Genomic DNA, 13,285 nt, shown 5'->3' with positions numbered 1-13,285 from the left:
AACCCCACAAGTGCGGGGTTTAATAACATGCGATATTATCGGCAGTAACGCGAATCTATTTATAAAACTGAAGGTTACAGTTTGAGTTGATGCTTACCGTGAGAAACTTTGGCTTTCAGGTAATTTTCATTACCGTCTTTGATGTGTGCCGAGGTATGAACTACCTCGACAATCTCAATGCCATGTTCTTTTAACTCACGGATCTTTTTCGGATTGTTCGTCACCAAACGTATCTTCTTCACCCCCAAGGCTTGTAGCATTTGCGCGGCTTCCGTAAAGTCACGCAGATCATCCCCAAAACCGAGGTGATTATTGGCTTCATAAGTATTCATGCCCTGACTTTGCAAGCGATACGCATCAATCTTATTGTACAGACCAATACCCCGCCCTTCTTGACGTAAATACAGAATGATGCCGCCTGACTGTCCCATGCGAGTAATGGTTTCTTCTAGCTGTTCACCACAGTCGCAACGAGACGAATGGAAAACATCGCCCGTTAAACACTCCGAGTGCATACGCACAAGCGGGGCTTCTTGGGTGGTATCCGCTGATTTGAAAATCACTGCAACGTGTTCTTTGTCTGATTGCAGTCCATGAAATGACAGGATTTCTGCGTCAATATTGCTTTTCGCACCGACTTTAAAATCGACTCTGGCTCTTACTTCCGCCATGTTTGCACTCACTTGAATTTCTGTAACGGGATGCACGTTTCTCAACATTTGCATAACTTGTCTCTACTAGTGACCTAACTATGAGGGCTGATACCCCTTTTTTCAAAGAAAAGATCACTCGAAGGCTTAAATTGTTATGTTATAACAAATGCCTTTTTGAGCAACAAAAAACCCAACCGGAGTGGGTTGGGTTCATTCAAGCATCAAAATAGGGATAAAAATAATTAGTTTTGCGACTTCTTCCAGACGCTCAACTCAATCCAGATTTGCTCTAATTGACGTAACTCTTCATCGGTTAATACCGAGAGTGTCGGTTTTGATTGTGGCGCTGAATGAGCTTGCAACGCGCTCAACTGCGCGTAGAACTCTTTCTTCAGCTGGGTAACAACCGAATTGTCCACCTACTCTCTCCACAATTTCATCCATTTCTTATAAATAATACCTTCTTTCATAATTATTTCTTATCACGCAATAAGATATGGAAGTATGGTCACATAATTTTTACAGTTTAGAGAATAATTACGCAGCGAGTACCTTGACGAACACCTCAAGCGATCCCAACGCAACGCATTTTTCTTTGCCCTTAATGGACCGAGACTCCACTTTGCACCGCTTCGGTTGGTATTGCTTTGCGCTGTAGTTGACTAAACAACGCCAACAGCAGTAAAGCACTGAAAGCACCAGTTAAAGAAACATACAAGGTACTGAAATAGTTATAAAACTCACCGACTACGCCAACCGATAAGCTCGCCACCAAAGTACTGATACTGAGCATGCTCGAAAATAAGGTGGAAGCCGTGCCCAATCGGTCTTGCATCATGTCCTGCAGCACCACCATGCCTAGCGTCGCGCACACGCCGATAAAAAAACCATTGAGCACTTGCGCGGCCATCATGGCAACAAACCCAGTGTGGGTCAGCATCACACCGTAAAACAAGATGCCGCTGGTGATCCCAAGCATCAGCAATTTATTTGTTCCCCATCGCTCGGCAAGTTTTCCCGCCATTAACATGACCGGAATTTCACACAATGCGGCCGTGCCAAACAGCAACCCTAGCCAATGTTCAGGCACCATCAACTCACGTGATAAATAGAGCGGCATACTGGTGATATAAAGATTGTTTGAGCCAAAAGTACATACCAAGGTCACGCAGTACAGTACGATCAAAGCACGCTTACGGGGTGAATATTGTCCAAGCTCGACTGGCGTGGTTCCAACGGCTGCGGCGGTTTTCACCCCTGCTGGCAAGAAGCGAGCAATCAGCACTATGCCTAAAAATACTATCAGAGCAGACACCGCAAAGGCGGCATTAAAGCCAAAACTTGCTTTGAGCATAAACGCCGCCGGAGGGCCGAATACCCAAGCAATCGCAATTCCGGCACGCATGGTAGAGAGGAAGGTCGTTTTATCGGTTAAATGCTGATCGGCGTATTCGCGGCCAAGAGCAAAAAGCTGACCAAATGACGCGCCACTCACGCTAGCAAACAGTACCACCACTATGATGGCGAGACTGTAGCTGCGAATAAACATAAAGCTGACCACAGTGATGAGATAACAGATTAACGAAACCAATAAGATGGTTTTACGCTGCCAATGTCGATCTGACTGGCGCGCAAGCCACTGTGAGACAATAACTGAGCTGACGACTGCCAGCACCATGTACAGGCTCAGTTGCATCGGTGAAGCATCGAGCGCCTCAACAATAAACAGACTGGAGAGTGGATAGAAAAACGCTCCGCATAGACCCGTAACCAGTGTCGACATAATAAACAGTAAGGCGGTTTTATCTCGATACATGCAGTAACCTCATAGCAATATTCGATGGAATCCCCTTCCTACTTGGCAGCGTCACTTTATCCCTAAACGACTTAGAGCAGCAGGGTGATTATGGCGGCTAGTGTACTGAATCTGGGCATGAGTTATTGATGTTATTCAAGCCAGTTCTAATACTATTCAGGCAAAATCACTTGATGATTTGACAGAAAACAAGCCATTCCTCTAGTCTATCTCCATGCGTTGAGCGCAAGAAAACCCACGTAAATCGTTATGCGACCTTTAATTGAAAATGTGATGAGCGGTATCAGTCAGGATTGGGTGCTGCGTGAATTTCGCAGCAAAAGCCAAACTCAAGAATTTTCCTGTCCTTGGCACTACCACACCGAATATGAATTAGTGCTCTACCAGAACCCTGATCAGCGTTTTGTCGGTAACTATTTTGCAGGGGATGCGATTGGCGCGGTTGAGCACAACACACTTTTACTTTACGGCCCCGGTTTGCCACATATGATTGCGGGTAGACAGCTGATCAATAAAGCCCAAACTCTGCACTCAACGATTATCTGGTTCAAACAAGAGTGGCTAGACAAGCTACAGAGCGTATTGCCTCAAGCTCAAGCTTTGCAACGCTTGCAGCAACATGCCACCTATGGCGTGCGTCTCAGTGAGCAAACCGCTACGCGCGTCGCCGAACTCCTAGCCAATGTCGATCAACAGCCTCACAGTTACCAATCTCTGCGCGTGATTGAGTCCTTGCTTGTGATGGCGGACGATGCGCAGGCACAGCGTCTATCTGTCGCACCCTATGTGATGACGGCACTCACCAGCAACAGTGACACGCATAAGAAAATTCAACTGGCCAAACAATATGTGGAGCAGCACTACGCACAAGCAATAAAAATTACCGACTTATGTCATCAGTTACATTTGAGCGAAAGCTCGGCGTATCGCTTATTTGAAAAGCACTATGGGATGAGTTTTTCTGAGCATTTAAAACAGTTTCGAATTGGTAAAGCGTGTGAGCTTTTAGCCAGTTCTGCGCTGCCGATTGCGTTAATTGCCGAGCGAACTGGGTTTGGCAATTTGTCGAACTTTAACCGCCAATTTAAAACCCTCAAAACCATGACTCCGAGAGAGTTTCGCCAGCGATTTCAAGCAGTGAGTGGGTAGCAAAACGGCCACCCACTCACGACTCGTTAGCCTTTCTGGCCGCGCTGCGCCGCTTTGCGCGCCAACTTTTCTGCGCGGCGTTTTTCAATCAGTGCCGCACTCTCTTCACCGATATGGCTTTCACCACGCAGTTTCGCCAATTGAACTTGCTTTTCACGTTCACGGAAACGCTCTAGCTGCTCTTCGGAATGAGTACCAAAACAGCGCGGACAGCTGACCCCTTGTTCATACTGTTCGCTCTGCTTATCTTCCTCTGTGATAGGCAAACGGCAAGCATTACAAATTTGATAATCACTTTCGGCAAGGCCATGCCCTACCGCAACGCGCCCATCAAACACATAGCAATCCCCTTCCCACAAGCTTTGCTCTTGAGGCACCTCTTCAAGATATTTCAAGATGCCGCCTTCAAGGTGATACACCTCTTCAAAGCCTTGCTCTTTCAAATATGCGGTGGATTTTTCACAGCGGATCCCGCCAGTACAGAACATGGCGACTTTCTTGTGCTTTTGCGGATCAAGGTTTTCCTGTACATAGTGTGGAAACTCGCGGAACGTCTCCGTTTTTGGGTTGAGCGCGTTTTTAAAGGTGCCAAGCTGTACTTCGTAGTCGTTTCGGGTATCCACCACCAAGACTTCAGGATCGGAAATCAGCGCGTTCCAATCTTGCGGCTTCACATAAGTGCCCACTACATGACGGGGATCGATACCTTCTACCCCCATGGTCACGATCTCTTTTTTGAGTTTGACCTTAGTGCGGTTAAACGGTGGCTCAGAGGCAGAAGACTCTTTATACACAGTGCCTTTTAAACTCGGTTCGTTTTCTAGCCACGCCAGCAGCGCATCAATCCCTTGGCGAGAAGAAGCGACCGTACCGTTAATGCCTTCTTGCGCCAGCAATAATGTGCCGCGAATGTGGTTCTCTTCCATCAGTGCCAGCAGCGGCGCTCTTAGCTCTTGGTAATGATTGAGCTCAACAAATTTGTAGAGCGCACAGACAACATATTGACTCATGGTATGACCTTTCAATTACAACACCTATAAATTGGGCGGGCATTATACCCAAGCAAACCGATGACAAATACGGAGTGTTTTTGGGGGTATAGCGAATGATGGGTTTTATGGTGCTGGCATATAGGCAGGATCAAAAAAGCCGGACGATTGTCCGGCTTTGATTAGGCACTTTATGAATTTCCCTACCCAAGGGTGATTAGGCAGGGGTATGACAGAGCAGATTATTCTTGTTCACCATCATCATCTTGTGCAACAGGTGCATCGTTCTCAACGAGTGCTTCCTCACCTTCTGGCAATTCCGACTCTTCGATTTCATCGATACGCTGCAGACCTACCACACTTTCACCTTCCGAAGTACGGATCAGGGTCACGCCTTGAGTATTACGGCCTACTTGGCTCACTTCCGCCACGCGAGTACGTACCAGTGTGCCAGCATTGGTGATCATCATGAACTCATCACCCTCGGCTACTTGTACTGCACCCACTACGCTGCCGTTACGCTCAGAGACTTTGATCGAAACCACACCCTGAGTACCACGACCTTTGGTGGGGTATTCAGACAGGTTGGTACGCTTGCCGTAGCCATTTTCCGTTACGGTGAGCACGTCACCTTCGGTCTTCGGTACGATGAGCGATACCACTTGGTCGCCTTCAGCCAGTTTCATCCCGCGAACACCCGCCGCGGTACGACCCATTGGCCTTACGCCTTTGAACTTGATCTCTGGCTGGCCATTTTCATCCAGCACAGGTTGACCATTTTCATCTACAACCGCGGTTTCTTCGGACTCTTTAAAGCGAACCACTTTACCGAATTTAGAGAACAGCATAATTTCGCTTTCGCCATCGGTGATATCCACACCAATCAGCGAGTCTTCGTCACGCAGGTTGAGCGCAATCAAACCATTCGCACGCACGTTGGCAAACTGATCCAGTGAAGTTTTCTTCACAGTACCGTCACCGGTTGCCATGAAGATGAATTTATCTTCACTAAACTCAGTGACTGGCAGAATCGCAGTAATACGCTCGTTTTCTTCCAGAGGAAGCAGGTTCACGATTGGCTTACCACGTGCTGCACGGCTGGCGAGCGGCAGTTGGTATACCTTCATACGGTAAGTTTTGCCGCGAGTCGAGAACAGCAGAATGTTATCGTGGGTATTGGCAACCAGAAGACGCTCAATGTAGTCCTCTTCTTTCATCTTGGTTGCACTCTTACCTTTACCACCACGACGCTGTGCTTCGTAGTCGCTCAGTAATTGATACTTCACATAACCTTCGTGTGACAGAGTCACAACCACATCTTCACGGGCGATCAGCTCTTCCATGTCGATGTCGTGCGTTGCCGCCGTGATTTCAGTGCGGCGCGCATCACTAAAGCCAGCGCGAATCGCTTCAAGCTCTTCACGGATCACTTCCATCAAGCGCTCTGTGCTCGCCAGAATGTGCATCAATGCCGCAATTTCTTCGAGAAGCTGTTTGTACTCATCGAGGATCTTCTCGTGCTCTAGACCAGTCAGCTTATGCAGACGCAGATCCAGAATCGCTTGCGCTTGTTGCTCAGTCAGGAAGTACTTGCCATCGCGGATGCCGTATTGTGGCTCAAGCCACTCAGGACGCGCAGCATCCGTACCTGCACGCTCAAGCATTGCCGCAACGTTGCCAAGATCCCAACCACGGGCAATTAAGCCTTCTTTTGCTTCTGCAGGCGTGGCGGCACGGCGGATCAGTTCAATGATTTCATCAATGTTAGCCAGAGCCAGTGCCAAACCTTCAAGGATGTGGGCACGTTCACGCGCTTTACGCAGTTCAAAAATAGTACGACGAGTCACCACTTCGCGGCGGTGGTCGACGAAACACTTCAGCATCTCTTTCAGGTTAAACAGCTTAGGCTGACCGTTATCGAGTGCCACCATGTTGATACCGAAGGTGGTTTGCAGCTGAGTGTTGGCATACAGGTTGTTCAGAACTACTTCACCAACCGCATCACGCTTACACTCAATCACAATGCGCATACCGTCTTTATCAGACTCGTCACGCAGTGCACTGATCCCTTCGACTTTTTTCTCTTTCACCAACTCAGCGATTTTTTCGATCAAGCGCGCTTTGTTCACTTGATAAGGGATTTCGCTGACGATGATGGTTTCTTTGCCGTTCTTATCGGTTTCGATTTCCGCTTTCGAGCGCATGTAAACCTTGCCGCGGCCGGTTTTGTACGCGTCAATGATGCCTTTACGGCCACTGATCAGCGCTGCGGTTGGGAAATCTGGACCAGGAATGTAGTCCATCAACTCATCAATGGTGATCGATTCATTGTTGATGTAGGCTAAACAGCCATCGATCACTTCACCTAAGTTGTGCGGAGGAATGTTGGTTGCCATACCCACCGCAATACCAGATGCGCCGTTGATCAGCAGGTTCGGGATCTTGGTCGGCAATACCGCAGGAATTTGCTCGGTGCCGTCATAGTTCGGAACGTAGTCAACGGTTTCTTTGTCTAGGTCTGCCAAGAGTTCGTGCGCGATTTTCGACATACGAACTTCGGTATAACGCATTGCCGCCGCGGAGTCGCCGTCGATCGAGCCAAAGTTACCTTGGCCATCGACCAACATGTAACGAAGTGAGAAAGGCTGCGCCATACGCACGATGGTGTCGTAAACCGCACTGTCACCATGAGGGTGATATTTACCGATTACGTCACCTACCACACGGGCAGATTTTTTATAGGCTTTGTTCCAGTCGTTGCCCAGCACATTCATCGCGAACAGTACGCGTCGGTGTACTGGTTTAAGGCCATCACGCACATCAGGAAGAGCACGACCCACGATAACCGACATCGCGTAGTCCAAATACGAACTGCGTAGCTCGTCTTCGATGTTTACGGGCGTGATCTCTTTAGCTAGATCGCTCATAGAGCCATTATCCCTCTATAGTTTGATCGGTATACCCAAATTCTTACTGAAACGAAGCTCACTACAAGATTGAGCGCCAAGTCAGTCGAGAACTGGATATTCTTGATACTTATAAGGTGAAAAAATATAACACATGTTTCCACGCTTCGGCATTACTTTCCCTGACCTTTTATCAGGTTGTGACCTTGGTTGCGTCTTAAATGCCGAGAATTTACACATTCCTTGCACTTGGCAAAGTTAGATGGCTGTTTTTTAAACGCTCATCGCCAAATCTGGCATCTCAACTGGTGCGATTTACTCAGCGCGCTATAATGCCCACTCTTCACGGATGCGTAACACAGGCGATACAAGATGGCTTCAATAGACTTGGCTTCGACACCACTGACAGCAACACAGAACGTCGATCCTAATGAAATCAAAAAATTTGAGGATATGGCTTCCCGTTGGTGGGATCTGGAAGGCGAATTTAAGCCTTTACACCAGATCAACCCTCTACGTTTGAACTATGTGCTAGAAAAAGCCAATGGCCTGTTTGGGAAGAGGGTTTTGGATGTCGGCTGTGGTGGCGGCATTTTAGCCGAAAGCATGGCGCGCGAAGGCGCACAAGTGACTGGTCTTGATATGGGGAAAGAGCCGTTAGAAGTGGCGCGTTTACATGCCCTTGAGACGGGTACCAAACTCACCTACATCCAAAGCACGGTGGAAGCACATGCTGAGGCCAACCCGCACACCTATGATGTAGTGACTTGCATGGAGATGCTGGAGCACGTTCCTGACCCACTTTCCGTCATCCAGTCTTGCGCCAAACTGGTTAAGCCCGGCGGCCATGTGTTTTTCTCGACCCTGAATCGCAACGTCAAATCCTATCTATTTGCGATTGTGGGGGCTGAGAAGCTGCTGAAAATCGTTCCAGAAGGCACGCATGACCACAACAAATTCATTCGCCCTTCTGAACTTTTGAAGATGGTTGATCATACTGCGCTGCAAGAACAAGGCATCACAGGTTTACACTACAATCCGTTTACCGATACCTATCGTTTAGGGTCGAATGTCGATGTGAATTACATCGTCCATACTCGCCTTTTTTAGCGCATACTCCACGCTAAAAAATCGATGCGGTAGCACAAGTTACCGCGCTTTTTTAGCCTATTTTTCGTGCGTTTGATTCCATTTTAAACGATCCATTTTTAGGGTGAATTTTTCCTTAAAGATCAAGAAATTTTTTTTCGTTTGTGGTTACGAATAAAGCGATGTGCAAACGGCGATTTTTTACAATCAATTCTGCTCTTAGATCATCAGTAAGTAGGTACTAACTGATTTTTTTAATTTTGCTAGTTATCCACAAAATGTCCCAAAGCTGTAACTTGCAATACCGATGCTATAGCACTATCTTGTAACCCGAACACTGAAGCACCCCTACATATAGTGTTTGTGACACTATATGTAGGACGAGCTCAATCACAAAAGCCTCGATTCAATTTACAAGATTTAGACAAAAACACGGCTTTTATCAGTTTTGTTAGGGAAATGAAGCAGAATGAACCAACAACTTACTGTCACCAAGCGTGATGGCCGCAAAGAAAACATTGATCTGGATAAGATCCACCGAGTGATCACTTGGGCTGCCGAAGGTCTGCAAAACGTATCTGTCTCACAAGTAGAACTGCGCGCTCACATTCAGTTCTATGACGGCATTACGACTTCAGACATTCATGAAACCATCATTAAGTCAGCCGCGGATCTGATCTCAGAAGAGACCCCCGACTACCAATACCTTGCTGCGCGTCTTGCGGTTTTCCACCTGCGCAAAAAGGCCTACGGTCAATACGAGCCACCCACACTGCTCGCTCATGTCACCAAGATGGTTGAGAAAGGTAAATACGACAAGCATTTGCTCGAAGACTATACCCGTGAAGAGCTGGAGCTGATGGATAGCTTCATTGACCATCGTCGTGACCTTGATTTCTCTTACGCTGCGGTGAAACAGCTTGAAGGCAAATATTTCGTACAAAACCGTGTTACCGGCCAAATCTACGAAAGTGCACAGTTCCTCTATATTCTAGTTGCGGCTTGCCTGTTTGCTAAGTATCCAAAAGAGACACGCCTTGATTACATCAAGCGTTTCTACGATGCGACGTCGACCTTCAAGATCTCGCTGCCCACACCGATTATGTCGGGTGTACGTACTCCTACTCGTCAGTTCAGCTCTTGCGTACTGATTGAATGTGGTGACAGCCTTGATTCTATCAATGCAACGGCAAGCTCGATTGTTCGCTACGTTTCTCAACGTGCCGGTATTGGTATCAACGCAGGCCGTATTCGTGCGCTGGGTTCGGAAATCCGGGGGGGCGAAGCGTTCCACACTGGCTGTATCCCCTTCTACAAATACTTCCAAACCGCGGTGAAATGCTGCTCACAAGGCGGCGTGCGTGGTGGTGCCGCAACCGTGTTCTACCCTCTGTGGCATGGTGAAGCGGAATCTCTGCTGGTTCTGAAGAACAACCGTGGTGTAGAAGAGAACCGTGTTCGTCATATGGATTACGGTGTTCAGCTCAACAAACTGATGTACAAGCGTCTGGTTGAAGGCGGTAACATTACCCTATTCTCTCCTTCTGATGTGCCAGGACTGTACGACGCTTTCTTCCAAGATCAGGATGAATTCGAACGCCTGTACGTGAAGTACGAAAACGATCCTTCTATTAAGAAGAAAACCGTTAAAGCGCTGGAAATCTTTACTCTGCTGATGCAAGAGCGTGCTTCAACAGGCCGTATCTACATCCAAAACGTTGACCACTGTAACACGCACAGCCCATTTGATGCGGCGGTTGCGCCTGTGCGTCAATCAAACCTGTGTCTGGAAATCGCACTGCCGACTTCGCCACTGACTAACGTAGAAGATGAAAGCGGTGAAATAGCCCTATGTACTCTCTCTGCATTTAACTTAGGCGCAATTGAGTCACTAGACGATTTCGAAGAGTTGTCTGACCTTGTGGTACGCGCTCTGGATGCATTGCTCGATTACCAAGATTACCCACTGCCAGCGGCGTACCGTTCTTCAATGAACCGCCGTACTCTGGGTGTGGGCGTAATCAACTACGCTTACTACTTGGCGAAAAATGGCGTGAAATACTCAGATGGTAGCGCAAATGGTTTGACCCACCGCACCTTTGAAGCCATGCAGTATCACTTGCTGCGCGCTTCCATGAAGCTGGCGAAAGAACAAGGTCGCTGTCCACTGTTCCATGAAACCAACTACGCGAAAGGCTTAATGCCAATCGATACTTATAAGAAAGAGATCGATCTGGTGTGTGCAGAGCCTCTGCATTACGACTGGGACAAGCTGCGTCACGAGATCATGGAACACGGTCTGCGTAACTCGACGCTGACGGCACTGATGCCTTCTGAGACGTCATCGCAAATCTCTAACGCGACTAATGGCATTGAACCACCACGTGGTTATGTTTCAGTTAAAGCATCAAAAGATGGCATCTTGAAGCAAGTGGTTCCCGAATTTACTCGCTTGAAAGAGAACTATGAACTGCTATGGAACATCGGGTCAAACGATGGCTATTTGCACTTAGTGGGTATCATGCAGAAATTCGTCGACCAAGCGATCTCTGCCAATACCAACTACGATCCAAGCAATTTCGATTCGGGCAAAGTACCGATGAAAAAACTGCTCCAAGATCTGCTAACTGCGTATAAGTTTGGTGTGAAAACCCTGTACTACCATAACACTCGTGATGGTGCGAAAGACGAGCAGACCGATGCTGCAGTGAAAGTGCAGGAAGACGATTGTGCCAGCGGCGCTTGTAAGATCTAAACTCCAGCTTCTAAAGCACAATGCACGAGAAATAGTTTAACTCTTTGATTTGCATGCCTCTTGCTTAGGCGAGAGGCCAAACGGATGAAGGCAACAATGGCTTACAGTACTTTTACCCAAAAAAAGAATGACCAACTAAAAGAACCGATGTTCCTTGGTCAACCGGTTAACGTCGCACGTTATGACCAGCAGAAATACGAGATCTTCGAGAAGCTGATTGAAAAGCAGCTTTCCTTCTTCTGGCGTCCAGAAGAAGTCGATGTATCAAGCGATCGGATTGATTACGGCAAATTGCCTGATCATGAAAAACATATTTTCATTTCCAACCTGAAATACCAAACTCTGCTCGACTCTATCCAAGGCCGCAGCCCGAACGTCGCACTGCTGCCACTGGTTTCATTGCCAGAACTCGAAACTTGGATTGAGACATGGTCTTTCTCTGAAACCATTCACTCGCGCTCTTACACTCACATCATTCGTAATATCGTGAATGATCCTGCAGTGGTGTTTGACGATATCGTCGAAAACGAACACATCATCAAGCGTGCCAAAGACATTGCACACTACTACGATGATTTGATTGAACTGACGAATGACTATCACCGCTATGGTGAAGGCAAACACGAGATCAACGGTGAAACCATCACGGTATCGCTGAAAGAGTTGAAGAAGAAGCTCTATCTCTGCTTGATGTCGGTGAATGCGCTTGAAGCTATTCGCTTCTACGTGAGCTTTGCCTGCTCTTTCGCGTTTGCAGAACGTGAACTGATGGAAGGTAATGCGAAAATCATCAAACTGATTGCGCGTGATGAAGCTTTGCACCTGACGGGTACTCAGCACATGTTGAATATACTGCGCAATGGCATGGATGATTTTGCCTTCCTGCAAGTAGCAGAAGAGTGTAAGCAAGAAAGCTTCGACTTGTTCAAAGAAGCCGCAGAACAAGAGAAAGAGTGGGCAGAATACTTGTTTAAAGATGGTTCGATGATCGGTCTTAACAAAGATATTCTGTGTCAGTACGTTGAGTACATTACCAATATCCGTATGCAAGCCGTCGGTTTAGAACCGGCATATCCAGCCGCGACGAATAACCCGATCCCATGGATCAATGCATGGCTTTCTTCTGATAACGTGCAAGTTGCGCCTCAAGAAGCTGAAATCAGTTCTTACTTAGTAGGTCAAATCGACAACGAAGTAAGCGCCGATGATTTCGAGGGCTTTGAACTGTAATGGCTGCGATCAAAATCAACAAGCTGCTGACCATTGAATCTAACTCGAGCCATACTCTGCTTGAAAGTATGGAAAAAGCAGGGTTAGAGCCAGAATACAACTGTCGCGACGGGCACTGTGGTGCTTGTCGTTGCCAGCTCATCTCTGGTGAAGTCGAGTATGTTGGTTTTGCCATGGCTTATACACAAGGTAACGAAATTCTACCTTGTATCTGCCGTGCAAAAACGGCACTTGAGATAGAACAAGTCACTTATCAGCTCAAAGCTAAACGCGCTTAGCAGGCGGTGTTTGACGTTCTCGATACGTCGATGGCGTTCGATAGCCGTTTGAGTTAAGCAAACGCCATAAAATCAAAACCACTGAAAGTAAAGTTGCCGCCAGTAATACGGCGGCTTCACAGGATATGAGCAAGCCAGAGCTTAGGCTCTGGCTCTATTCTCACCACACAAAATCGCATCCGCGGTTCTCATTGATACCCACTTATTGCCGATTTCGCGTCCGCCATCATCAAATAGCGATAACCAATAGCCTTGGTTACTGACGTTATCAAATTGGGTTGGAGCGTGTAACCAGAGTGAAACTACATCCTCAGTTCCGTCGCTATGTGCTTCTCCTAAAACGACTTTTTGACTGGCGATTTTATACCAAACCAAGATTTTCGAGTGTTGAAACATGTCAGCCTCCTGCCGCCACTTTTC

General features: G+C 47.4%; 11 protein-coding genes. 5 read left to right on the top strand and 6 right to left on the bottom strand.

Annotation, left to right across the window (positions count from 1 at the left end; all coding sequences use genetic code 11):
- Positions 1–74: 74 nt before the first annotated feature.
- The 3 genes from R4537_RS11010 to R4537_RS11000 all read right to left on the bottom strand — a co-directional run bounded on the left by R4537_RS11010 (position 75) and on the right by R4537_RS11000 (position 2,469).
- Positions 75–725 carry a GTP cyclohydrolase II gene (locus R4537_RS11010; protein ID WP_001884677.1) on the bottom strand — a complete coding sequence of 217 codons (651 nt, stop codon included), beginning with the start codon at positions 723–725 and terminating at the stop codon, positions 75–77.
- Between the two features lie 170 nt (positions 726–895).
- Positions 896–1,072 (bottom strand): globin family protein, encoded by a 177-nt coding sequence (locus R4537_RS11005; RefSeq protein ID WP_000370567.1) that lies wholly within the window; start codon positions 1,070–1,072, stop codon positions 896–898.
- A gap of 182 nt (positions 1,073–1,254) precedes the next feature.
- Positions 1,255–2,469, bottom strand: coding sequence for a sugar efflux transporter (locus R4537_RS11000; protein ID WP_001959657.1), 1,215 nt, complete (start codon positions 2,467–2,469; stop codon positions 1,255–1,257).
- Positions 2,470–2,718: 249 nt separating this feature from the next.
- Between R4537_RS11000 and R4537_RS10995 the strand changes: the two genes are divergently transcribed.
- A complete protein-coding gene (locus R4537_RS10995; protein WP_001959655.1) occupies positions 2,719–3,618 on the top strand; it encodes a helix-turn-helix domain-containing protein in 900 nt (299 codons plus the stop codon).
- 26 nt (positions 3,619–3,644) lie between these two features.
- Here the strand turns inward: R4537_RS10995 and trhO are convergent, their stop codons facing one another.
- Together trhO and gyrA are read right to left on the bottom strand one after the other, a co-directional pair.
- Positions 3,645–4,628 carry an oxygen-dependent tRNA uridine(34) hydroxylase TrhO gene (gene trhO / locus R4537_RS10990; protein WP_000085170.1) on the bottom strand — a complete coding sequence of 328 codons (984 nt, stop codon included), beginning with the start codon at positions 4,626–4,628 and terminating at the stop codon, positions 3,645–3,647.
- A 221-nt stretch (positions 4,629–4,849) separates the two neighbouring features.
- On the bottom strand, positions 4,850–7,534 hold the full coding sequence (gyrA, locus tag R4537_RS10985) for a DNA topoisomerase (ATP-hydrolyzing) subunit A (protein WP_071179498.1): 2,685 nt from the start codon (positions 7,532–7,534) through the stop codon (positions 4,850–4,852).
- A gap of 351 nt (positions 7,535–7,885) precedes the next feature.
- Here gyrA and ubiG point away from each other — a divergent pair, with 351 nt between their 5' ends.
- The 4 genes from ubiG to yfaE all read left to right on the top strand — a co-directional run bounded on the left by ubiG (position 7,886) and on the right by yfaE (position 12,865).
- Positions 7,886–8,623, top strand: coding sequence for a bifunctional 2-polyprenyl-6-hydroxyphenol methylase/3-demethylubiquinol 3-O-methyltransferase UbiG (gene ubiG / locus R4537_RS10980; RefSeq protein ID WP_000146463.1), 738 nt, complete (start codon positions 7,886–7,888; stop codon positions 8,621–8,623).
- A 448-nt stretch (positions 8,624–9,071) separates the two neighbouring features.
- The gene (nrdA, locus tag R4537_RS10975; protein WP_071179497.1) at positions 9,072–11,357 is read left to right on the top strand and encodes a class 1a ribonucleoside-diphosphate reductase subunit alpha; all 2,286 of its coding nucleotides are present in this window, start codon (positions 9,072–9,074) and stop codon (positions 11,355–11,357) included.
- A 96-nt stretch (positions 11,358–11,453) separates the two neighbouring features.
- Positions 11,454–12,587 carry a class Ia ribonucleoside-diphosphate reductase subunit beta gene (gene nrdB, locus R4537_RS10970; RefSeq protein ID WP_002031934.1) on the top strand — a complete coding sequence of 378 codons (1,134 nt, stop codon included), beginning with the start codon at positions 11,454–11,456 and terminating at the stop codon, positions 12,585–12,587.
- A complete protein-coding gene (gene yfaE / locus R4537_RS10965; protein WP_071179496.1) occupies positions 12,587–12,865 on the top strand; it encodes a class I ribonucleotide reductase maintenance protein YfaE in 279 nt (92 codons plus the stop codon). Before nrdB ends, yfaE begins: the two co-directional genes overlap by 1 nt.
- A 141-nt stretch (positions 12,866–13,006) precedes the next feature.
- On the opposite strand, the gene R4537_RS10960 is transcribed toward yfaE, so the two are convergent.
- Positions 13,007–13,261, bottom strand: a complete 255-nt coding sequence (locus tag R4537_RS10960) for a 30S ribosomal protein S6 modification protein (protein WP_071179495.1) — start codon at positions 13,259–13,261, stop codon at positions 13,007–13,009.
- Positions 13,262–13,285: the final 24 nt, after the last annotated feature.

The organism is Vibrio paracholerae, from assembly GCF_037672085.1.
Taxonomy (GTDB): Bacteria; Pseudomonadota; Gammaproteobacteria; order Enterobacterales; family Vibrionaceae; genus Vibrio; species Vibrio cholerae.
The sequence above is the reverse complement of the archived record's forward strand: the minus strand, read 5'-3'. Positions and strand labels throughout refer to the sequence as shown.

Bases quoted from the DNA above. Each gene is read 5' to 3' on its own strand.
- R4537_RS11000 (WP_001959657.1), bottom strand. From the start codon at position 2,469: ATGTATCGAGATAAAACCGCCTTACTGTTTATTATGTCGACACTGGTT.
- R4537_RS10995 (WP_001959655.1), top strand. From the start codon at position 2,719: ATGCGACCTTTAATTGAAAATGTGATGAGCGGTATCAGTCAGGATTGG.
- nrdA (WP_071179497.1), top strand. From the start codon at position 9,072: ATGAACCAACAACTTACTGTCACCAAGCGTGATGGCCGCAAAGAAAAC.
- ubiG (WP_000146463.1), top strand. From the start codon at position 7,886: ATGGCTTCAATAGACTTGGCTTCGACACCACTGACAGCAACACAGAAC.
- R4537_RS11010 (WP_001884677.1), bottom strand. From the start codon at position 725: ATGCAAATGTTGAGAAACGTGCATCCCGTTACAGAAATTCAAGTGAGT.
- nrdB (WP_002031934.1), top strand. From the start codon at position 11,454: ATGGCTTACAGTACTTTTACCCAAAAAAAGAATGACCAACTAAAAGAA.
- trhO (WP_000085170.1), bottom strand. From the start codon at position 4,628: ATGAGTCAATATGTTGTCTGTGCGCTCTACAAATTTGTTGAGCTCAAT.
- yfaE (WP_071179496.1), top strand. From the start codon at position 12,587: ATGGCTGCGATCAAAATCAACAAGCTGCTGACCATTGAATCTAACTCG.
- gyrA (WP_071179498.1), bottom strand. From the start codon at position 7,534: ATGAGCGATCTAGCTAAAGAGATCACGCCCGTAAACATCGAAGACGAG.
- R4537_RS10960 (WP_071179495.1), bottom strand. From the start codon at position 13,261: ATGTTTCAACACTCGAAAATCTTGGTTTGGTATAAAATCGCCAGTCAA.